Source organism: Mycobacterium sp. 23 (assembly GCF_048287075.1).
GTDB classification, from domain to species: Bacteria; Actinomycetota; Actinomycetes; order Mycobacteriales; family Mycobacteriaceae; genus Mycobacterium; species Mycobacterium gordonae_B.
Genome location: NZ_JBLVUX010000005.1, coordinates 4179104 through 4200759 on the forward strand (window position 1 = coordinate 4179104; position 21656 = coordinate 4200759).

At 66.5% G+C, this 21656-nt stretch carries 14 protein-coding genes and 1 pseudogene; 4 read left to right on the forward strand and 11 right to left on the reverse strand.

The window, feature by feature from the left end:
* Positions 1-116 precede the first annotated feature (116 nt).
* From eccB to ACNQS7_RS20615, 7 genes and pseudogenes are all read right to left on the reverse strand, one after another.
* A pseudogene (eccB, locus tag ACNQS7_RS20585) lies at positions 117-1448 on the reverse strand (type VII secretion protein EccB); the annotation flags it as partial.
* Between the two features lie 3 nt (positions 1449-1451).
* Complete coding sequence (eccA, locus tag ACNQS7_RS20590) at positions 1452-3173, reverse strand: type VII secretion AAA-ATPase EccA (protein WP_418014013.1); 1722 nt, start codon at positions 3171-3173, stop codon at positions 1452-1454.
* Positions 3170-3724 carry a DUF2694 domain-containing protein gene (locus tag ACNQS7_RS20595; protein WP_418014014.1) on the reverse strand — a complete coding sequence of 185 codons (555 nt, stop codon included), beginning with the start codon at positions 3722-3724 and terminating at the stop codon, positions 3170-3172. Before ACNQS7_RS20595 ends, eccA begins: the two co-directional genes overlap by 4 nt.
* Positions 3725-3760: 36 nt before the next feature.
* Positions 3761-4615 (reverse strand): ESX secretion-associated protein EspG, encoded by an 855-nt coding sequence (locus ACNQS7_RS20600; RefSeq protein ID WP_418014015.1) that lies wholly within the window; start codon positions 4613-4615, stop codon positions 3761-3763.
* A gap of 2 nt (positions 4616-4617) precedes the next feature.
* The gene (locus ACNQS7_RS20605) at positions 4618-4929 is read right to left on the reverse strand and encodes an ESX-1 secretion-associated protein (protein WP_055581183.1); all 312 of its coding nucleotides are present in this window, start codon (positions 4927-4929) and stop codon (positions 4618-4620) included.
* A gap of 88 nt (positions 4930-5017) precedes the next feature.
* Positions 5018-6268 (reverse strand): EspA/EspE family type VII secretion system effector, encoded by a 1251-nt coding sequence (locus ACNQS7_RS20610; protein ID WP_418014016.1) that lies wholly within the window; start codon positions 6266-6268, stop codon positions 5018-5020.
* 238 nt (positions 6269-6506) lie between these two features.
* A complete protein-coding gene (locus tag ACNQS7_RS20615) occupies positions 6507-7604 on the reverse strand; it encodes a helix-turn-helix domain-containing protein (RefSeq protein WP_418014017.1) in 1098 nt (365 codons plus the stop codon).
* A gap of 447 nt (positions 7605-8051) precedes the next feature.
* On the opposite strand from ACNQS7_RS20615, the gene ACNQS7_RS20620 reads away from it, so the two are divergent.
* Positions 8052-8342, forward strand: a complete 291-nt coding sequence (locus ACNQS7_RS20620) for a WhiB family transcriptional regulator (RefSeq protein WP_055581181.1) — start codon at positions 8052-8054, stop codon at positions 8340-8342.
* A 59-nt stretch (positions 8343-8401) separates the two neighbouring features.
* On the opposite strand, the gene ACNQS7_RS20625 is transcribed toward ACNQS7_RS20620, so the two are convergent.
* Both ACNQS7_RS20625 and ACNQS7_RS20630 read right to left on the reverse strand, forming a co-directional pair.
* Entirely contained in the window at positions 8402-8842 is a 441-nt protein-coding gene (locus tag ACNQS7_RS20625) for a nitroreductase family deazaflavin-dependent oxidoreductase (RefSeq protein ID WP_418014018.1), read from the reverse strand.
* Positions 8835-9686 carry an NAD(P)H-binding protein gene (locus tag ACNQS7_RS20630; protein WP_418014019.1) on the reverse strand — a complete coding sequence of 284 codons (852 nt, stop codon included), beginning with the start codon at positions 9684-9686 and terminating at the stop codon, positions 8835-8837. Before ACNQS7_RS20630 ends, ACNQS7_RS20625 begins: the two co-directional genes overlap by 8 nt.
* Before the next feature lie 119 nt (positions 9687-9805).
* Between ACNQS7_RS20630 and sigI the strand changes: the two genes are divergently transcribed.
* Positions 9806-10675, forward strand: a complete 870-nt coding sequence (sigI, locus tag ACNQS7_RS20635; protein WP_418014020.1) for an RNA polymerase sigma factor SigI — start codon at positions 9806-9808, stop codon at positions 10673-10675.
* On the opposite strand, the gene ACNQS7_RS20640 is transcribed toward sigI, so the two are convergent.
* Positions 10629-11759 carry a MinD/ParA family ATP-binding protein gene (locus ACNQS7_RS20640; protein ID WP_418016075.1) on the reverse strand — a complete coding sequence of 377 codons (1131 nt, stop codon included), beginning with the start codon at positions 11757-11759 and terminating at the stop codon, positions 10629-10631. The two genes, sigI and ACNQS7_RS20640, sit on opposite strands and share 47 nt — an antisense overlap.
* An 817-nt stretch (positions 11760-12576) precedes the next feature.
* On the opposite strand from ACNQS7_RS20640, the gene gltB reads away from it, so the two are divergent.
* Positions 12577-17160: a glutamate synthase large subunit gene (gene gltB / locus ACNQS7_RS20645; protein WP_418014021.1), complete on the forward strand. Its 4584-nt coding sequence runs from the start codon at positions 12577-12579 to the stop codon at positions 17158-17160.
* Complete coding sequence (locus tag ACNQS7_RS20650; RefSeq protein WP_418014022.1) at positions 17153-18619, forward strand: glutamate synthase subunit beta; 1467 nt, start codon at positions 17153-17155, stop codon at positions 18617-18619. The genes gltB and ACNQS7_RS20650 overlap by 8 nt, the downstream gene beginning before the upstream one ends.
* A 354-nt stretch (positions 18620-18973) precedes the next feature.
* Here ACNQS7_RS20650 and ACNQS7_RS20655 read toward each other — a convergent pair whose 3' ends face one another.
* Entirely contained in the window at positions 18974-21649 is a 2676-nt protein-coding gene (locus ACNQS7_RS20655; protein ID WP_418014023.1) for an ATP-binding protein, read from the reverse strand.
* Positions 21650-21656: the final 7 nt, after the last annotated feature.

Here is a 21656-nt window from a genome sequence, read left to right on the forward strand (position 1 = left end):
CCATCACTGGGGTGCTCCGGGGGTGCCACCCGGAACTTTTCGGGGGTCGGGTCGGCGGGCAGCGTCTCGTGCTCGAGCATCGCCGCCTCTTTGGAAAGCACCGGCCCGTCGACGAGCAGCCGAATGATCTCCCACGGCGCGGTTTTCGGCGCGCTCAGACCCAGCGCCTTCGCCGAGTCGGCGTTGGGCACCCCGTAGCGCACGCCCTCGGGGTCGATGTAGTACATCGACTCGCCGTACCGCGGATCCGGGGACTGAAGCTGCACGAACTTGCCGCCGTCGATGTAGATCGTCGCGGTGCCCTGAATCTGTTTGATCCCGTTGCCCATCTGGGCCGCCGGGATAGGGAGGTGCCGCCCGGACAGCACGGTGGTCTTGGGCGCCTGGTCGCCGGCCGCCCGGTCCCAGCTCCAGCACAGCGTCGGTTCGTCCGGCCGGGTCAGAATTTTCAGCTGCTCGTTGGGAAGCGGAGAGGGGTACACCCGTTCCGGTATGCGCACGACGACGCTCGGCACCACCGCGGGAGGCGCGACCAGACCGTGAGATTGGGTGGCGCGCAGGGCCGCTGCGGTGGTCGAGTTCACCATGGCGATGCCGTCCGGCAGCACCACGTAATACTGCGGACCCTTCTCGGTGTGGATCTGGAAGACCGAGCCGATCACCAGGTCGTCCGGCAGACCGAGGCTGTTCGGTGCGCCCGCGAAGGGTATCGGCGGCAGCTCCCAGTTCCCTTGGCTGGGCAGTGCATTGAACAGCCCCTCGGAGATGGGAACCGCCTTGGCCGTGACCGGTATGCCCATCGCCGAGGTCAGCGCGCGGTCAGTGAGATCGATTGAGTGGCGGCCTTTTTCGGTGACAATCCACTCCTGGCCCTGATAGCTGGCCAGCATGGCCTCGTTGGAATCGACCGGGTCGATCGATGAATCGATCTGCAGCGGCATCGCTATCACCGAGGTCTGTATCGCCGGCGATGCGGTGTCCGCGCGGGCGACGGTGTCGCACAACGTCCAGACCGAGGTGCTGCCACCGGATACCGGAGTGGCGTACGGCGCCCCGGGTATTCCGAGCGTCTGACCCAGCGGCAGCTTGCTCAACTCCGAGGACTTCACCGTCGCCGGGTTCGACGGGGCGCCCAGCACCAGCCGTGCGGAGGTCAGGTTGTAGACGGGATGCAGTTGATTCGAGATGATCACGTACAACTCGTTGGTCGCCCGATCGGTGAGCAGGGTGGTGCCGCCGAGTTTGCCCTGGGGCTTGAAGAAGGCGAGCAGTCCCGCACCCGCCAGGATGATGACGGCGATGACCACGCCGAGCCACACCGAGCGACTGTAGAACTGCAGGGGATCGTCGAACATGCGGGTGTCGCGCCGCACGATGGCATGCTCGACTCGGCGAAGCAGGAAGCGCCAGCCGCTGACCTGAACCTTGGTGGTCAGGCGAAGCCCCATGTGTCACTCTCTCATGTTGAGGTGTGCATGAACCGAGGCGATCGCCTCGGCCATGTCCGTGCCGTTGATCTCCTGTAGACGGTCCACGTCGAGAGCCTCGATGTCGAGACCCTGAGCCAATCGCATATCTCTGCTCTGCTCGCCGGCTTCGACCAATTGCCGCGCGTAGCGGCCGTTCCCGGCGATGTCGAGGGCCGGGCGGCCGCGCAGCGTGCGCTCGTGCAGCATCTTGGCCGCACCGAGCAGCTCGTCGGCGGCCTCCGGGCTAAGCGTCGAATCATTGGCCGCGGCAATCACTCTGGCGATTTCGAGGATTTCCTCGGGACTGTAGGTGTCGAACTCGATACGGGTGGCGAAGCGCGAGCGCAGACCTTCGTTGGTCTCCAGCAGGCGGTCGATGTCGTTGCTGTAGCCGGCGATGATCACCACCAGCCGGTCGCGGTCGTTCTCCATCCGGGCCAGCAGCGTGTCCATCGCCTCCTGCCCGAACGGGTCGGTACGCCCATCCCGTTCCTGCACCAGCGCGTACGCCTCGTCGATGAACAGCACCCCGCCCAGGGCGTGGTCGATGGTCTTGGCGGTCTTGACCGCCGACTGGCCCTCGTACTCGGCGACGAAGTCCTTGCGGGAGGTCTCGACCAGCTTCGGCTCGGCGATGACGCCCAACCCGGCCAGGATGTTGGCCACCACGCGAGCGATCGTCGTCTTACCGGTGCCGGGCGGCCCGGTGAAGATCATGTGCTTGCTGGGCTGGGCCACCTTCATGCCCTTGGCGGCGCGCACGCGTGCCATCAGGGTGGCGGCCCGGTAGCGCTCGATCTGCGTCTTGACCCGGCTGAGCCCGATCTGGCGCTCCAGCTCGGCCTGGGCCTCCTCCAAGAGCCGGTCGCGCGCGGAGTTGTCGGTCACCACGCTGCCCGGATCCCACGGGTCCGACCGGGAGGCGATCTGCTCGGCCGTCGTCGTCTTCAGCCGGTACGACGGATCCTTCAGTGCGGCAGACACTTTCGGCTCCGGGTGGGTGGTCTGCAGCCACTCCAGCAGCGCGACGGCGGCTTCTTCGTTGCCCTGGCTGCGCCGGGCCATCGCCAGGAACCAGGCGATGGCCCGCGCGCATGCTTCCCCGGCCGGTGAGTCATTGGCTTCGGTGAGCCGGCGCTCGGCTTCGGTGAACAGTCCGAGGTTGGCGGCGGCGACGCCGTGTGCGACACCGGCCGCGCCGGTGAGGAATTTGTCCGGCCACTTCCCGGCGCCCTTGACCTCGTCGATCACGTCGGTCCACCGTTCGGCGGCGCCGTAGATGACCGCCTTGAGCCAGGACACCAGATGCTCGGAGCCCGACACCGCGCTGGCGTCCATCGCTTCCAGTGCATCGGCGTAATTGCCTTGGGCCGCTTCCGAGGATGCGAAGCCCATGGTCACCGCGAGCGGGGAGGTGATCGGATAGGTGATGTCGCCGTAGATTCCCCCGATGGGGACCCGGGCGTTCAGGGTGCTCATCGAGATCTGGGCGGCGCCGGAGAGTTGTCCGAAGTTACGGCGCGAGTACCAGGCTCGAAAGAGCGTCACCCGGTCGGTGTCGCCGCAGCGGATCCGCCCGACCCAGGCGTCGCATGCCGCTTCGTCGTAATTGGTGATCTCGGTGAACAGGTCGAGCGACCGTGCCTCCGACAACGGCAGCATGCCGACGGCACTGTCGAACAGACCGGCCAGGCGATCAGTCATTTATCACCGTTGTAGCGCGCCGTGTAGTCCACCTCGTACCGGGTTGCGAACACCTCGGCCTCGCGGGCGGCCGCCTCTTCCGGTGTGGGCAGGTGCAGGGTGCTCTCGACGAACTCGTGCAGCAGCGCGCTCTGCTGGGGGTTGTCGCCGGCGATTTCGCTCATGCTCTCGACCATGAAGGTGTGCTGAGCGGCCCGCGCCTTCTGCCGGGCCAGATCGGCGATGACGAAGATCTCCTCCGCGAGTGCCGGCTCGGACATGCTGGAGGCCTTGTCGGTGACGGTGATGTTCTGGACCCTGCCGTCCATCAGCGCCGTCACCGAGACCGACCCCTGCGGGTTGGTCACCGTGAACAGCGCCAACTCTTCGTCGTCGTCCTGCTCGGTCAGTCCCTGCAGGGCGTCGAGCTCTGTCGCGGCGTCCTCGACCTGGGTCGGCGGCGCATAGTCTCCCAGCGCGTCCAGAGACGACTCCTCGACGTCGGTGCCGCCGCCGGAGAAGTCCAGCGCGCTGAGATCGTCGCTGTCGTAATCGTTCCCGGGCAGTTCCACTGTCGGGTCCCTTTCTCGTATCGGAAGTAGGCAGCCTCAGGCGGAGGCTTGGGCGTGATCCAACCAGGAGCCGGCAGGTAGCAGCTCCAGCAAGCTGTCCAGGGCACGCTGCAGATTCTGCTGGGTGCCGGGAAGGAAGCTGCCGTACAACTCGCCGCCGACGCGGCGGGGCAGCGAGACCAGCCGGCCGTGCTTGGAGTCGAGGACGCCTGCGGCAGCCGAGGTGTGGGTGGTGGTGCCGCCGGGGTGGCGCTGGGTCGCGATGATCTCCACCCATCCGGTCGGGTCGCTGACGATCTCGGTGTAGATGCGCGCCTGGGTGGCCGAAACGCCGTGCCGCATCAGTTGCGCTGCCGTGGTGCATTCGGCCAGTTCGCTGGCGACGCCGGTCAGCGGTTCGACACCGGCCGGGTCGGCCGATCCCAGCACGGTGGTCACCATTGCGGCGAGCCCGATCTGCGGCGCCACCAGTTGCAGCACCAGCATGTCCTCGTCGCGGGCCGCGACCACATGGGTATCGCCCTTGCGGCACACCACAAATCGCACCATCAGGCCGCCGGCCTCGCCACCCCGGTCGCGGCGCCACCACCGGCATTCCAGGGTCCGGTCCGCCCGGCTGATCGTCTCGACCATCTTGGCGACCCCGGGGTGCGGCTGGCCGTTGTGGTCCAGCACGCCCTGCGCGGTGAGGTCGCGCTGGACCTGCTCCCAAACGATGTCCCGCAGGTCCTCTTGAGGAATATTGGGCCGGATCCCAAGGGCTACCGGGAAATCCACCAGGTGCAGCCGATCGGCGATGACCAGCATGCCGTCGATGGTGACCTCGACGCCGACCACATCGTCGACCGGGCCCGCGAAGCCGGCGCGACCGGAAGCGAGCGGACCCGTCATGATCAGCCGAAGATCTTGTCGATGATGCCGCCGAGCCCCTGGTCGGAATTGAGGTATGCGGTCGCGGCCTGGACCAGGTTGGTGGCCAGGCCATTGCTCACGCCCTGTACACCTTTGCCCGTGTTGCTGCGGTTGGTCTCCACTTCGCGAAGCGCATTGTTGAACTTCGATGTGAACGAACCGTGGGTCATCGAGACTTTGCCGCTGATCCCGTTGACCGTGTTGGTCGCGGTTCCGAATTGGCCGGCTATTTCGGTCTGCATGCCTGACAGCACCTTCAGGAACGAAGGTACGACTTCCAGAACTCCGGACATGGGGTAGACCCTCCTCTACGTTTAACTTTTACTCGCTACGGCTTTGGCTTGCTATGGGTTTGACCGTTTAGTGGCCGACTGTTTGCAATTACAGGACGGTGCCCTGCTGGCCCTGTTGGCCACCGGCTCCGGCCTGGACAGGCGCGCGCTCGCCGTCGGCGCCCGCCGCCGCGCCCTGTTGGTCCGACTGATCGTCTTTCTGACCCGCCTGCTGTACCTGCGAGGACACCATCTGCGCCTGTTGGCCGACCATGTTGCCCATCTGGCCCGGACCGCCACCGGCAGCCATCAGCTGCTGCAACTGGCCCATCGTCGACGTGATCTGACCGACGCCCGGCAGTTGGGCGAAGCTGAGCAGGTTGCTGAAGCTCAGTGCCGGCATACCGGCGAAGCCTCCCAAAAAGTCGGGCAGAGCGGCCAATTCGGTCCAAGTGGGCAGCTTGCCCAGATTGCCGACGCCGGGGAACAGGTCGCCCAGCGCGGGAAGGCCGGGGAACAGGTTGGGAACACTGGGCATTCCAGGAAGCGCGGGGAAACCGGGGATGAGTCCGCCGCCGCCACCGAAGTCCGGGAACCCGGGGATGAGGCCGCCGAAGTCCGGCAGCCCGGGGATGGACGGCCACTGGAAGTCGGGCAGACCCGGGATCGGCAGGTTGAAGTCCGGAATGCCCGGGGTGGGGGGCCACGTGAACTCGGGCAGGCCCGGGATGCTGGGGAAGCCGGGGATCGGGATGTCCGGCAGCTTCGGCGGCCAGATGGTGTCGATGATCCCGTCGATGATCCCGGGGATTAGGCCCGCGAGGGCCGGCAGGTTGGTCAGGATGTCGAGCAGTCGCCCGCCCAGCCCGATCATGCTGGCCGCGTTCATCGCGGTCATGATCGTCAGGTAGAGCAGCGCGCCGCCAGTGACGGCCATGGCGAGCGCGCAGGCCGGAATCGCGATGGCGATCGACAGGGCATCGCCGATCAACCACACCTTTTCCAGCTTCTTGCAGGCCTTATAGCAGCCGTCGACCATGTTCTTCATGGCGCGCAGCACGCTGCGGGTGTCCTCCACGTGCTCGGCCTGGTTGGAGATCAGGTTGCCGGTCAGATCGTCGATGTCACCCATCAACTTGGCGCGGAGTTGCTGCGCGGCGTTCTGGTTCAAATAGGCATCCGCGGCCTGGCCGATCCAGTTAGTGCCCGGAATTGCCAGGCCGATCTTGTCGGCGACGCCTTTGAACAAGGACGAGCCGGCATTGAAAATGTCGCCCGGGTCGGGAATTCCTTCACCCAGCAGAAACAGCTGTGCGTAGATGAAGTTGCTCGTGGTCTTGCACATCGCGCTACCCGACATTTGAGTGATTCCTTACGTTGGCTTGTTGGTGTGCACGGTCATTTCTTTATGCACCTTCGCACCGTAGGTTGAGCTTAACAGCGCTCCGGCGGGGCTAGATGCACGAATTTTCGGGTGTGCCTGGCCTTTTCGGGCGCATGGCACCCCTGATTTCACGGCGGAATTGCGGGGCGGCACAAGCCTTCCCCGTACAACCAGACCCGAGCGCGTCAGCGTGTGATCGCGCCCCGGTTCCATATCAATTGATCTGACTAATCAGCGCTTCGATCGCCTCGGCGATTTGGGTCGGCAGGACTTCTTCGGCCTCCGCCTTGACGATCATTTCTTCGGTGACACCGGCCGCTTGTGCAGTTTCCAGCGTGGAGAGATTGGCACGGCGTCGCGCGGCATATAAACGTTGTGCCAGCGTCGCACCGGGCGCCGTCGCGCCCAGTGTCATCAATTTGTCGTGGTAGTTGCGCACCGAACTCATTGCCTTGATCAGTTCGGGGGTGATCCGGCTGATCCGCGTCGCCTGAACGGCGATCGCCTCGAGCTGGCGCAGGTCGGCCAGAATCGGCGCCGCCCGTTCGGTGAAGTCCGGATCCGCGGGGGAGGGCAGCGCGGCGATGGCCAGACTGCAGGTGTCCACCGCGGCGGCCACGGCCTGTGCGATCAGCGACGCCGGGCCGTCGGTGGCCGGGGGTGCCTCGGCCACCGCATCGACGGCGGGTGACGCAGCCGGCTGGGTCACTACGGCATCGCCCTCACGGATGCGGGCGATGGTCCCCGCGGGCCACTGCAGGACTTCCTCGAGCTTGGCGCGGGTGCGTTCGCGGGGCCAACTGCGACCCTTTTCGAAGGAGATGAGCGCACCCGCGTTGATGATGCCGTCGGCGGCGAGGCTGCGCTGGCTGATGTCGAGCTCCCGCCGGCGTGCCGCGGCAGCCGCGCCGGCGCGGATCACTCCGGGATCGGCGTCAGCGGGCTGGTCGTCCTGATGGGGCTCTTCAGGCGGATTCGTGGGCCTGACGACTTCGAACGTCAACGCCTTGCCTCCAGGGGGATCGCCGAACGGGACGTTTTTCTTGTCGCTGAGGGACGGGCTCTCGCGCAGTCCGTCGACGAACATACCGCTCTCGCGGCCGTCGACGGACTGATCGGCCAATCGCCACTGTCCGTCATTGGGCACCGCTCGCAGGTCTACCCCGGTGGCCTGCTGGTCATCGACCCGCCGAGGTGACCGGTACCAGTGACCCGTGCCCACGATGTTGTAACCGGGTGCGACCGCACCGGCCGCGACGCCGCTGAATGCGGCCAGCGCAGCCGGCCCCACGGTCGATTCGGCGTTGGGCATCTGGCAGGAATCCTTGCTCGCGGTTGTCAGGGCGGGCAGCGCGGCGGGCCGCGGGGCACACCGTTCGCTGACCAACATCGTAACCGTTGCACCCTTCCATTGGCTATACCTTCGCTACGCTTTCGCGGCCACCCGACGATCGGCGTCTTGACTCGCAAAACCGGCTTACCGCTACGGTTAACCATAGCGCCAGTGGCTGCTGCTGGGAACACATTGTCTAAAAGCTGTGAACGGAACTAGCTGATCAGCAGGTTACGCACAGCCGATTGACAGGGTATAACCCCTGGTAATCGCAGGTTGGATAGGTAAGCTCGCCGGTTGCGCTGCGAAGCCGTAGCACTATGCGGAACTGCTGCGGAATGAACTGTTGCACTGCGACGGTTCGTGCGCTAGCCTTCTGAGGCAGAGGGGCAGAACGCGCAACGCTTTACGGAGGAACGCAGAACCATGACCGCAACAACTCTTTACGAGGTCCCGCAGCTGGGCGTGTGCACCCAAGACCCCGACCGTTGGACGACGACCCCCGACGACGAAGCCAAGACGTTGTGCCGGGCCTGCCCGCGCCGTTGGCAGTGCGCCAAGGAGGCTGTGGAATCGCCTGGCGCTGAAGGGCTTTGGGCCGGTGTGGTGATCCCCGACTCCGGCCGTCCGCGTGCCTTCGCGTTGGCGCAGCTGCGGTCGCTGGCCGAGCGCAACGGTTTCGCCGTGCGGGAGCGGGTGACCGCCCAGTCGGCGTAACCGCCAGTAAACGGCGCGAGGAATCCACTGGACTCCCCGCGCCGTTTGCGTCTGGCGGGCTAGGCCGGATCGAACCGGAACACCGCCAGCCGGCCGGCCAATGCCTCGAACTCGTCGGGGCTACCGTCGCTCACCAGCCCCGACCGCTTCGCGAAGGCCACACCGACCGGGACTTTGGTGGGGAACTGACGCAGGACCGGACGCGCGTCGTCGACGGACAGCTCCACGATTCGGACCTGCCGGCGCCGGCGGCCGCGGGACAGCGTGCCGGTTCCCGCGGCGCGGGCATTCGCCGCCCAGTCCGCGCCCGGATACCCAGCCACGACATAGAGGCCGCCGCGGAAGTCGAACGGTGTCATCGGGGTGCTCCGCGGCTGCCCGGACCTGCGTCCCGGCACCGTCAACACCATGGCGGGGCCGGTCGGTATGCCGAGCTTCTGCACCGCCTTCATCAGCGTGTTCATCGGTTTGAGGAATCGGGGCGGGCGTATCTCAGACATTGCGACCTCCGCTGGCGAAGGTTTCGCTCTGCCGGGACACCCACTGCGCGAACGTCAGCGGCGGTCGGCCCAGAATCTTCTCCACCTCGTTGGTGACCAGGGCGGGCCGGCCCAGTGTCTGAGCGAGCATCCCGATGTAGGCGTCCGCGAACTCGGCGGCGAAGCCCAGGCCGCGGAATCTGGCCCGAACCACATCCGGCGGGATCTCGCGGTACCGCAGCGGCCGTTGCAGGACGGCGGCCATAACCCCCACCAGCTCAGCGTTGGTCAGGGCTTGTGGCCCGGTCATCGAGATCTTCTGGCCGGTGAGGTCGTCGGTGAGAAGTGCGCGCGCGGCGACCGCGGCGACGTCATCGTCGACGATTGGTGCGGTGGATGCCGCCGCGTAGGGCCCGACGACAACATCCCCGGCGCGAAGTTGCGCCGACCACATGCCGGCGAAATTCGACGCGAAAACCGAGGGACGCAGGCTCGTCCATGCGAGGCCGGAATTTACCGCGAGCTGTTCAACCTCCCTATTGCGGTCGCCGCGGAATCGCGACGGTTGCAGCGCCGGGTCGTCGTCGACGTTGATTGCCGACAGCGCAACCAGTTTGGTGACTCCTGCCGACGCACAGCGCGCGACGACGGCGGCCATACCGGGGCCGAGTGCGCGGGAGTTGAGGAACACCGCGGAGGCGCCCCGCAGTGCGTCCGTGACCGAGGAGACCATTTCAACATCGCCGGGAAGATCCCTGGTGGCAGGTGAGCGGGTGACCGCTCGCACGTGCGCGCCCGCGGCGACCAGGTGCGCGAGCAGCGGGCGACCGACATTGCCGGTTGCTCCGGTGACGACGATTGTCATGGGGGACTCCTCTGGGGAACTCTGGAAAACACAGTGTGTTCAACCAAGGACGGGATGGCAGGTGCGAAAGTTACGGCCGGCACGCGTAACTTTTCTGAGCGCAAAATCGTCGAAGTCCTGTGAACGCAGCTTCTGACCAGTTCGACGAGGCCTGGCGCACCCACCGTCCGTATCTGGTGAACCTCGGCTACCAGATCCTCGGTGACGTCGGTGAGGCCGAAGACGTTGTCCAGGAGGCGTTTCTGCGGTTGTCGCGCGCTGATCCCGGCAGCATCGACGATGCCCGCGGGTGGCTCACCGTGGTGACCAGCCGGCTGTGCCTCGACCAGCTTCGCTCGGCCCGGGCGCGATACGAGCGCCCCCACACTGACGGTGACGAGCGCCCGCTGGCCGACGCGCGGGTGGCCGATCCCGCCGACCGGATCACCCTCGACGACGAGATCAGCGCCGCGCTATTGGAAGTTTTGCGCAGGCTCAGCCCCGGCGAGCGGGTCGCTTTCGTCTTGCACGACGTCTTCGGCGTCCCCTTCGACGCCATCGCGGAAACCGTCGGCCGCCCGGCCGGCACCTGTCGGCAACTGGCCAGGCGGGCCCGGGCCAAGTTCACCGGTGTCCGGTTGCATCCGGTCCCGAACACAGAAGTCGCTCCGGCCGAGCATCAACTCGTGACCCAGAAATTCATCACCGCCTGCGCCAACGGCGACATCGCGGCACTGACGGCCGTGCTGGACCCCACAGTCTGGGGAGTGGGGACCGTACTCGCCGACCCGATGCCGCCGCCACAGGTCAACCACGGTCCCGTCGCGGTCGCCACCAACCTGCTGCGTTACCTGGGTCCGGGAGCGACGCTGGTCGGCGGTCCGGCCGGCTGGCCGGTGTTACTCGCCTTTGCCGATCGCCGATTGTTCGCCGTGGTGGTGTTGACCGTCCGCGGCAACCTGATCACCAAGATCGAGGCGACGGCGGACCCGTCGGCGCGCCGGGCCTGACCGGGTCAGGCGGGTTCGCGCCGGCGCTGTCCTGGGTCCGGGAGGCGAAGTATCCGGTGATGGTGGCCGCGACCTGCAGGAACTTCAACCGCGTCGCGGGACCCATCTCCTGGGTGACGTCGATGACGCCGCCGGGCCGCAAGTGGGGGTCGAAGGGCACCTCGACCACCGGCTGCCCGTGGTCGATGAACTCGCGGGCCAGCAGCGAGCGGGTGCGCTTGTCGGCGTGGCCGTCGGAGTCATTGAGTACGACGACGCTGCGTTGCAGCAGGTTGCCGAGGTCGTGATCGGATAGCCATTCGACCGTCTTGGCTGCGGCCGCGGCGCCGTCCGCCCACGGCGAGGAGACCACGATCAACGCGTCCAGATCCCGCAGCACCTCGCGGGTGACGGCAGCGTCCATCGTCGATCCGCAATCGATGACCGAGATCGCGAAGTGCCGATCAAGGCGCAACGCGGCTTCCCGGTAAATGGCCGGGTCGAGCACCCGGCGCGGGCCGGTCACCGGTTCGCCGCCCAGCACGTACAGCCCGGTGGCATTGCGCCCGACCCGCGATGTCACGTCGGCGAACGACTGCAGGTTCTTGTCGGCGGTCAACTCCCAGAACGAACCCGTGGTCCGCGGGTCGATCCTGCTGCTGAGCCGGCCGAAGGCGGTGTCGGCGTCGATGGCGACGACGCGGTCCTGCTGGCGCAGTTCGGCCAGGATCGAACCGACGCTGGCGGCCACCGACGTCTTGCCGACGCCGCCCTTGCCAAGGACACCGACCTTGTGGTTGCCGCGCAGGGCCGTTCGTATGGTCGCCTCGAACTGGGCGGCGTCGCGCTGTGCCGCCGACGGGCCGGGCTTGACCAGGCCGAACGTCGCCGAGCGGACCATGCGCCGCCAACCCCGTTCGACGGGTTTGTCGGGGGTGCGTGGGGCTGCGCCGGCCGCAGCGCCAGGCCACGGGCCACGGGGCGGCGGGGCCACCTGCTGCGGGTGCGGCTGCTGCGGCGCGGGAGGCCGCACCGGATGCGGAGGCGGCGCGGACGGGGGACGCGGGGGAGCCGTCGGCGGCGGCGCGTTGACGGGCGCGCCGATCGGTGGCGGGGGCGTGGTGGGTGCGGGGGCGTCAGCCGGCGCCGGGGGTGCCTTGACCGGTGCCGGCGGTGCCTTGACCGGCGCCGGAGCGGGCCGAGACTGCGACGGTTGCCCCGCCCGCTCGGCGGGCGGAGAGGGTGGTCGGGGAGGCGAGACCGGCTGCTCGGGCAGCATTCGGTTCCGCAGAAATTCCTGGGGCGCGTTCATGGGCTCCTCGGGTGCACAGGCCAGTCGGCCAACGCGGGATGCTGTCGTCCAGTATCGGTCACCGACTGGTGCGCGCCAGCCGCGCCGAAACCGCGCAAACTCGATCCGGGTACGGGTTCGGGGTTGGAATCACGCCGCTCGGCGGTCCTGACGTCGATTGCCTGCGCATCGCCAACGCGCCCTCGCGCGCCCGGTGTTACGCATGTGACCACTGCAGCAAACTTTCGCCAACAGTCGGGCAACGGCGGCTTCTCGGTGCGATCCTCGCCACAGTGCCCGACCGTCTTCCATGGTCGCAGGTCAGGCCACGATGCTGTCGATCGCTGGTAACAGCGAATTTACGGAGCCGCCAGCAGAAAGGTTAGTATTGGTAAGTTGGCATGTCAGGCGGGTTTTGTCATATCGTTTTACGACTTGTCGAAATTAGGTATGGGGCTACCGTTCAACGCTGCACGGACGAATCCCTGACCGGATTATCTCCGCTTGGCGGACAGCCTGTCGATGAGACCGAGGGGGTTCAGCCCCGCAACCTCCGGGTGCGGTCTCACGATCGGTGAAAGTCGATACGCAAAGCGGCCGTGCAGAGAGTCTGCTGAAGGGTTAGGTGGGTATGACGCCCAAGCGCGTCGGGCTTTATAACCCCGCATACGAACACGATTCATGCGGTGTGGCCATGGTCGTCGACATGCACGGCCGGCGTAGCCGCGACATCGTGGACAAGGCGATCACCGCGTTGCTCAACCTGGAGCACCGCGGTGCTGCCGGTGCCGAGCCGCGCAGCGGTGACGGCGCGGGCATCCTGATTCAGGTCCCCGACGCCTTCTTGCGCGAGGTCGTGGATTTCGAGCTGCCCGAGGCGGGCAGTTACGCCACCGGCATCGCGTTCCTGCCGCAGTCGTCCAAAGATGCGGCAGCCGCGTGTGCCGCGGTGGAGAAGATCGCGGAATCCGAGGGCCTGCAGGTGCTCGGCTGGCGCAACGTGCCCACCGACGACTCCTCGCTGGGCGCGCTGTCGCGCGACGCGATGCCCACTTTCCGACAGGTGTTCATGGCCGGCGCCTCCGGCATGACGCTGGAACGTCGCGCATACATCGTCCGCAAGCGCGCCGAGCACGAACTCGGGACCAAGGGCCCGGGACAGGACGGGCCCGGACGCGAGACCGTCTACTTCCCGAGCCTGTCCGGTCAGACGTTCGTCTACAAGGGCATGCTGACCACCCCGCAGCTCAAGGCCTTCTACCTCGACCTGCAGGACAGCCGGGTGAGCAGCGCGCTGGGCATCGTGCACTCGCGGTTCTCGACGAACACGTTCCCGTCCTGGCCGTTGGCGCACCCGTTCCGGCGAGTGGCGCACAACGGTGAGATCAACACCGTCACCGGCAACGAGAACTGGATGCGCGCCCGCGAGGCGCTGATCAAGACCGACATCTTCGGTTCGCAGGACGACGTCGAGAAGTTGTTCCCGATCTGTACGCCCGGGGCGTCGGACACCGCGCGCTTCGACGAGGTCGTCGAGTTGTTGCACCTGGGCGGACGCAGCCTGGCCCACGCGGTGCTGATGATGATCCCCGAGGCGTGGGAGCGGCACGAGTCGATGGACCCGGCGCGGCGGGCGTTCTACGAGTACCACGCCTCGTTGATGGAGCCCTGGGACGGGCCGGCGTCGATCACGTTCACCGACGGCACCATTGTCGGAGCGGTGCTGGACCGCAACGGATTACGGCCCTCCCGGATCTGGGTGACCGAAGACGGCCTGGTCGTGATGGCCTCAGAGGCCGGCGTACTGGACCTGGACCCGACCACCGTGGTCAAGCGCATGCGACTGCAGCCGGGCCGGATGTTCCTGGTGGACACCACTCAGGGCCGCATCGTCGCCGACGAGGAGATCAAAGCCGAGCTGGCCGCCGAGCACCCCTATCAGGAGTGGCTCGACAACGGACTGGTTCCGCTGGACAAGCTGCCGGCCAACAAGTACGTCCGGATGCCGCATCACCGCCTGGTTGTGCGGCAACAGACCTTCGGCTACACCTACGAGGAACTCAACCTGCTGGTGGCCCCGATGGCCCGCACCGGCGCCGAGCCGCTCGGGTCGATGGGCACCGACACCCCGATCGCGGTGCTGTCGAAGCGTCCGCGCATGCTTTTCGACTACTTCCACCAACTCTTTGCGCAGGTGACCAACCCGCCGCTGGACGCCATCCGCGAAGAGGTGGTGACCAGCCTGCAGGGCACCACCGGCGGGGAGCGCGACCTGCTCAACCCGGACGAGAACTCCTGTCACCAGATCTCGTTGCCGCAGCCGATCCTGCGCAACTTCGAGCTGGCCAAGCTGATCAGCCTCAACCCCGAGGACGAGGTCAACGGACGGCCACATGGCATGCGGTCCAAGGTGATTCACTGCCTGTACCCGGTCGCCGAGGGCGGCGCCGGCCTGGCGGCCGCACTCGATGAGGTGCGGGCGCAGGCGTCGGCGGCGATCGCAGACGGGGCGCGGCTGATCATCCTGTCCGACCGCAACTCCGACCACACCATGGCGCCCATCCCGTCCCTGCTGGCGGTCGCGGGCGTGCACCACCACCTGGTCCGCGATCGCACGCGCACCCACGTGGGCCTGGTGGTCGAATCCGGCGATGCCCGCGAAGTGCACCACATGGCCTTGCTGATCGGGTGCGGCGCGGCCGCGATCAACCCGTATCTGGTCTTCGAGTCGATCGAGGACATGCTCGACCGCAACGTCATCGACGGCATCGAACGCAGCCATGCGCTCAACAACTACGTCAAGGCCGCGGGCAAGGGCGTCTTGAAGGTGATGTCCAAGATGGGCATTTCGACGTTGGCCTCCTACACCGGCGCGCAGCTTTTCCAGGCCGTCGGCATCTCCGAGGACGTGCTTGATGAGTACTTCACCGGATTGGCTTGTCCCACAGGCGGTATCACCCTGGACGACATCGCCGCCGACGTAGCTGCCCGGCATGCGCTGGCGTACCTGGACCGGCCGGACGAGCGGGCGCACCGCGAATTGGAGGTGGGCGGGGAGTACCAGTGGCGCCGCGAGGGCGAGTACCACCTGTTCAACCCGCAGACCGTCTTCAAGTTGCAGCACGCCACCCGCAGCGGCCAGTACAAGATCTTCAAGGAGTACACCCGGCTGGTCGACGACCAGAGCGAGCGGATGGCCTCCCTGCGCGGCCTGCTCAAATTCCGGGCCGACCTGCGCCCGCCGGTGCCGATCGAGGAGGTCGAGCCGGCCAGCGAAATCGTCAAGCGCTTCTCTACCGGGGCGATGAGCTACGGCTCCATCTCCGCCGAAGCGCACGAGACGCTGGCCATCGCCATGAACCGGTTGGGCGCCCGATCCAACAGTGGCGAGGGTGGTGAGGACGTCAAGCGTTTCGACGCCGACCCGAACGGGGACTGGCGGCGCAGCGCGATCAAGCAGGTCGCTTCGGGCCGGTTCGGCGTCACCTCGCACTACCTGACCAACTGCACCGACATCCAGATCAAGATGGCCCAGGGCGCCAAACCTGGTGAGGGCGGCCAGCTTCCGGGCCACAAAGTGTACCCGTGGGTGGCTTCGGTGCGGCACTCCACCCCGGGCGTCGGGCTGATCTCGCCGCCGCCGCACCACGACATCTACTCGATCGAGGATCTCGCGCAGCTGATCCACGACCTGAAGAACGCCAACCCCTCCGCACGAGTGCACGTAAAGCTGGTGTCCGAGAACGGCGTCGGGACGGTGGCAGCGGGTGTGTCCAAGGCGCACGCCGACGTGGTGCTGATCTCCGGCCACGACGGCGGCACCGGCGCGACGCCGCTGACGTCGATGAAGCACGCGGGTGCGCCGTGGGAGCTGGGGCTGGCCGAGACGCAACAAACCCTGTTGCTCAACGGCTTACGTGACCGGATCGTGGTCCAGGTGGACGGCCAGCTCAAGACGGGCCGCGACGTGATGATCGCGACACTGCTCGGGGCCGAAGAATTCGGTTTCGCCACCGCGCCGTTGGTGGTGGCCGGCTGCATCATGATGCGGGTGTGCCATCTGGACACCTGCCCCGTGGGGGTGGCCACCCAGAACCCGCTGCTGCGCGAGCGGTTCACCGGCAAGCCGGAATTCGTCGAGAACTTCTTCATGTTCATCGCCGAAGAAATGCGGGAATACATGGCGCAGTTGGGCTTCCGGACCGTCAACGAGGCGGTCGGTCAGGCCGGAGCGCTGGACACCACGTTGGCCCGCGCACACTGGAAGGCGCACCGCCTGGACCTGACGCCGGTGCTGCAAGAGCCCGAGTCGGCGTTCATGAACCAGGACCTGTACTGCAGTTCACGGCAGGACCACGGCTTGGACAAGGCGCTCGACCAGCAGTTGATCGTGATGAGCCGGGAAGCCCTGGACTCGCAGAAGCCGGTCCGGTTCTCGACCACGATCAGCAACGTCAACCGCACCGTCGGCACCATGCTCGGCCACGAGGTGACGAAAGCCTATGGCGGACAAGGGCTGCCGGACGGAACGATCGACATCACGTTCGAGGGGTCGGCCGGTAACAGCTTCGGCGCCTTCGTGCCCAAGGGGATCACCCTGCGTATCTACGGTGACGCCAACGACTATGTGGGCAAGGGACTGTCCGGCGGCCGGATCGTAGTGCGGCCGTCCGACAACGCGCCGGAAGGCTATGTCGCCGAGGACAACATCATCGGCGGGAACGTGATCCTGTTCGGCGCCACCAGTGGTGAGGTGTACCTGCGCGGCGTGGTCGGCGAGCGGTTCGCGGTGCGCAACTCCGGGGCACACGCGGTGGTCGAGGGCGTCGGTGACCACGGTTGCGAATACATGACCGGTGGCCGGGTGGTGATACTCGGCAGCACCGGGCGCAACTTCGCCGCCGGCATGTCCGGTGGTGTGGCCTACGTCTACGACCCCGACGAGAAACTGCCCGACAATCTCAACATCGAGATGGTCGACTCCGAGACGCTGGACTCCGACGACGCGGAGTTCCTGCACGGCATCATCACGGCGCACGTCGATGCCACCGATTCTGCTGTCGGCCAACGCATTCTGGCCGATTGGCGTAACCAGCAGCGGCACTTCGTGAAGGTGATGCCGCGAGACTACAAGAAGGTGCTGCAAGCGATCGCTGATGCCGAACGCGATGGCACTGACATTGACAAGGCGATTATGGCGGCGGCTCATGGCTGATCCAACTGGCTTTCTGAAGTACACCCACCGGGAGTTGCCGCAGCGGCGGCCCGTCCCGTTGCGGCTGAAGGACTGGAAAGAGGTCTACGAGGAATTCGAGGTCGAGACCCTGCGTGAGCAGGCGACCCGCTGCATGGACTGCGGCATTCCCTTCTGCCACAACGGCTGCCCGCTGGGCAACCTGATCCCGGAATGGAACGACCTGGTGCGCCGCGGCCGTTTCCGCGACGCGATCGAGCGGCTGCACGCGACGAACAACTTCCCCGACTTCACCGGCCGGCTGTGTCCGGCGCCGTGTGAGCCGGCGTGCGTGCTGGGCATCAACCAGGATCCGGTGACGATCAAGCAGATCGAGCTCGAGATCATCGACAAGGCCTTCGACGAGGGCTGGGTGGAGCCGGTACTGCCGCACTGCGACACCGGAAAGACGGTCGCCGTGGTGGGCTCCGGCCCTGCCGGATTGGCGGCGGCGCAACAACTCACCCGCGCCGGGCATAAGGTCACCGTCTTCGAGCGCGAGGACCGGATCGGCGGACTGCTGCGGTACGGCATCCCCGAGTTCAAGATGGAAAAGCGCGTACTTGATCGTCGCCTGGCGCAGATGGCCGCCGAGGGCACCCAGTTCCGGGCCGGCGTCAACGTCGGTCACGACATCACCGCCGAGCAGCTGCTCGCCGACTTCGACGCGGTCGTGCTGGCCGGTGGGGCCACCGCATGGCGGGACCTGCCGATCCCGGGCCGCGACCTCGACGGCATCCACCAGGCGATGGAGTACCTCCCGTGGGGTAACCGCGTCCAGGAGGGCGACGACGTGCTGGGGCCGGACGGGGAGCCGCCGATCACCGCCAGGGGCAAGAAGGTGGTGATCATCGGTGGCGGTGACACCGGTGCGGACTGCCTGGGCACCGCGCACCGACAGGGCGCGGCCCGGATCCACCAGTTCGAGATCATGCCGCGTCCGCCGGAGACCCGTGCCGCGTCTACGCCGTGGCCGACCTATCCGCTGATGTACCGCATCGCCTCGGCACACGAGGAGGGCGGCGAGCGGGTGTTCTCGGTGAACACCGAGGAGTTCCTCGGCGACGCTGGGCATGTGACCGGGCTGCGGGTGCACGAAGTGCAGATGCAGGACGGCAAGTTCGTCAAGGTCGAAGGCTCCGACTTCGAGCTGGATGCCGATCTGGTGTTGCTGGCGATGGGGTTCGTCGGTCCGGAGAAGCCGGGCCTGCTCACCGAGCTCGGGGTGAAGTTCACCGAGCGCGGGAACGTCGCACGCGGCGATGACTACGAGACATCGGTCCCCGGTGTGTTCGTCGCCGGAGACATGGGCCGGGGTCAGTCACTGATCGTCTGGGCGATTGCCGAGGGTCGGTCCGCTGCGGCGGCGGTGGACCGACACCTGATGGGAACCAGCGCGCTGCCGGCTCCGATCAAGCCGACCGCGGCGCCGCTGACTTAACCACAACAGTCACACCTGAAACATTTGATAAAAGTTCGGCGCGCCGCCGTACGTTTGCCAGAACACGGGTGTCTAATAATTTCCTGTGGGCTCCATCACATAGAGGCACGCTCGGGCCGCCCGGAGCCACGGTTGCGTTAGATCGATCGCAGGAGTCATCACCGTGCACATGAACCCAGTTCCCCGGTCACGAATGGGGCGAATCGCCTGGTCTCTGGTTCGCCACCCGATGAAGAGCCGCGAGTTCCCGGCGCGCAACGAGCGCTTGGTGACGGCGGAAGAGATGCTGCGCTTCGCGATCTGAATGGCGAGGCCCCAACGGCGTAGTCGCGCTTCCTGACTCTCGCTGATTTGCTAGGCAATGCGCAGCTCGGCCAGCGCCTGCTCAATCTGCTCGAAGGCGTAAGCCGCCACGGCGGCGGTGGTCATCGTCGTGCCCATCCCAAACAGTGATTCGTACACCTGATCGCCGAGTGCTAGGCGGAGATGGGCGGTGGCGGCAGTGAATTCGGGGAGGCCCGTCAGTGTCAGCGGGGTGCTGGCGAAGCCGGCAATCGTGGCCGCGGCCTCGTAGCGCCCTACTCGGTCGAGGTGGGCGGCGAGAATGGCAAGAGAGTTACACATCCCCGGGGCGCTGCCTGAATCGTGGTAGGTGCGAATGGCCGTGGCGATGTATTCGAACGCGGCCAACGGGTCGCCGTGCGCAGCCTCGAGTCGGGACAACCCCGCTGCCATGATTGTCATGTTGTATCGGCTGCCCGAGTCCTGAGCGATTGTCATGCCACGGCGCAGCGCAGAAAGTGCGCGGTCGGGATCGGCGCGGGTGAAGGCGTATCCCTCGGCGAACAGCGCAAACGAAAGCGCCCACAGATTATTCGTGGGTTCGACGGCGGCGACGAGGCCATCCGCGGCCGCCATCGCCTCGTCGTAGCGGCCGGCCCAGATCAACGCCAGGACCAGGTTGACTGCGGTGATTCCATGAGTGTCGCGGTTCCGGGCAAGTTGGGCGCGGCACCACTCGACGGCACGTTCGGGCTGGCCGATGAGGCAATAGACACCGGTGAGAACGCCCTCCTGGCCGTTCTGCACGTCGTCGAATTTGCCGCTGTCGATCGCGAGCCGGCCGGCGTCTGCGTACTGGATCGCCTCGTCGACGGAGCCGGTCATGTAGCAGACCGCCGCCAGGGTATACAGGGTCGCGAGCCGGGGATGGTTGGCGGCCCGCGCCGGTTCGATCAGATCTCCGGCCCACGCGACGGGTTCGTAGATTTCGCTCTGTATCCCTAAGTTCGCCGCGCAAATGGCGATGGCTGCGGCGGCTTCGAGGTCGTGTTGCTCGACAGCCCAGCGAAAAGCGCTACGCAGGTTGGGCAACTCCGAGGTGAACCAGTCGAGGAGCTCCCGGACCTTGGGACTGGCCCACAGGGCGAGGACCATGGGTTCGCGCCCAGCAAAGTAGCGGGCATGTGCGCGACGCGTGGCTTCGGCTGCACCACAAGCAACCAGCTGCTCCTCAGCGAACTGACGGATGGTCTCCAACATGGAGAACCGGGTGCGCCCGGTCGACCGATCGGCAATGAGCAGCGACTTGCGAACCAGGGCGTCAAGTAGATCGAGGATCGCGTACTCGTCAACGTCCTGAGCGTCATTGAATTCCGCTATCGCGCAGGCACTTTGGACGTCGAACCCACCAGTGAACACCGAACATCTTGCCAGCAAAGATCTTTCGGCCGCACCGAGAAGGTCGTACGACCACGCCACCGCGTGGCGCAATGTCTGGTGTCGTTCCAGTCCCCGCCGTGAGCCGACCAGCAGCCGGAAGCGGTTATCCAAACGATCGCGCAGCTCGCCGGCGGTCATCGATGCCATGCGGGAGGCCGCGAGTTCGATCGCCAGGGGAATGCCGTCGAGCCGGCGGCAGATCTCGGTGACCGACGTTGCGTCGGACGGTGAAATCGAGATGTCGGGCACCACGCTGCCGGCGCGTTCAACGAACAAAGCAGCCGCCGAGGAGTCGAACCCTCCGGTCATGTCGAGTGAGGGAACGGGCCAAAGCTGTTCATCGTGGACACTCAAGCCCTCGCGGCTGGTCGCGAGGATCCGCACCGTCGTCGCCTCGGCGAGCACGGCCTCTACAAAATCGGCGGCGGCCCCGAGCAGATGCTCGCAGTTGTCGAACACCAACAGCTGAACCCTGCCGTCCAAGGCGGTGGCCACCGACTCGGTGACGGTCTTCCCTGGTTGTTGGACTATGCCGAGGACGGCGGCCACCGCCTCGGGGACCGTGGCCGGGTCGGTCACCATCCCAAGCTCGAAAAGCCAGATGCCGTCCGGGAATTCACCAACGAGACGGTGCGCGACCTCCAATGCGAGGCGGGTCTTGCCGACTCCCCCCACACCGGTCAGTGTGACGATGCGGTGCGCTCGCACCGCCGCTTCGATGCGGGCCGTCTCGGCCTCGCGACCGATCAGGCTGGTGTCCGGACGCCGGAGGTTTCCCAGATTGGCGACCATTGTCCGCAGCGGCGGGAATTCGTCTCGCAGGCCGGGCGCCACCACTTGAAAAACGGTGATAGGGGTCGGCAGATCCCGTAACCGCCGGGGTCCCAGATCGACGAGGTCGATGCCTGTCAGCAGTCCAGCGGTCGATGCGGCCACCAATATCTGACCGCCGTGCCCTGCGGCCATCACCCGGGCCGCCCGATTGAGAACCGTACCGAAGTAGTCGCCGTCGCGAAACTCGGCTTCGCCGGTCGCCAAGCCCATGCGTACCGGCAGGTCGAGGGCTCGTTGGGCGGTGACAGCGGCCTCGACCGCAGCAATGGGCGATACGAACGCGGCACACACACCATCGCCGGTGTGCTTGAACAACCAGCCGCCCTGGCCCTCAATCGCCGTGCGCAACACCTCGTCGTGCGCGGCCAGTGCGGCCCGCATCGCCGCAGCGTCAGCCTCCCACCGGCGGGTCGATCCCTCAATGTCGGTGAACAGGAACGTCACGACCCCGGAGGGGGTGGGCGCCGTGGACACGCACACA

Bases quoted from the DNA above. Each gene is read 5' to 3' on its own strand.
- eccA (WP_418014013.1), bottom strand. From the start codon at position 3,173: ATGACTGATCGCCTGGCCGGTCTGTTCGACAGTGCCGTCGGCATGCTG.
- ACNQS7_RS20600 (WP_418014015.1), bottom strand. From the start codon at position 4,615: ATGACGGGTCCGCTCGCTTCCGGTCGCGCCGGCTTCGCGGGCCCGGTC.
- ACNQS7_RS20605 (WP_055581183.1), bottom strand. From the start codon at position 4,929: ATGTCCGGAGTTCTGGAAGTCGTACCTTCGTTCCTGAAGGTGCTGTCA.
- ACNQS7_RS20610 (WP_418014016.1), bottom strand. From the start codon at position 6,268: ATGTCGGGTAGCGCGATGTGCAAGACCACGAGCAACTTCATCTACGCA.
- ACNQS7_RS20615 (WP_418014017.1), bottom strand. From the start codon at position 7,604: ATGCCCAACGCCGAATCGACCGTGGGGCCGGCTGCGCTGGCCGCATTC.
- ACNQS7_RS20620 (WP_055581181.1), top strand. From the start codon at position 8,052: ATGACCGCAACAACTCTTTACGAGGTCCCGCAGCTGGGCGTGTGCACC.
- ACNQS7_RS20625 (WP_418014018.1), bottom strand. From the start codon at position 8,842: ATGTCTGAGATACGCCCGCCCCGATTCCTCAAACCGATGAACACGCTG.
- ACNQS7_RS20630 (WP_418014019.1), bottom strand. From the start codon at position 9,686: ATGACAATCGTCGTCACCGGAGCAACCGGCAATGTCGGTCGCCCGCTG.
- gltB (WP_418014021.1), top strand. From the start codon at position 12,577: ATGACGCCCAAGCGCGTCGGGCTTTATAACCCCGCATACGAACACGAT.
- ACNQS7_RS20650 (WP_418014022.1), top strand. From the start codon at position 17,153: ATGGCTGATCCAACTGGCTTTCTGAAGTACACCCACCGGGAGTTGCCG.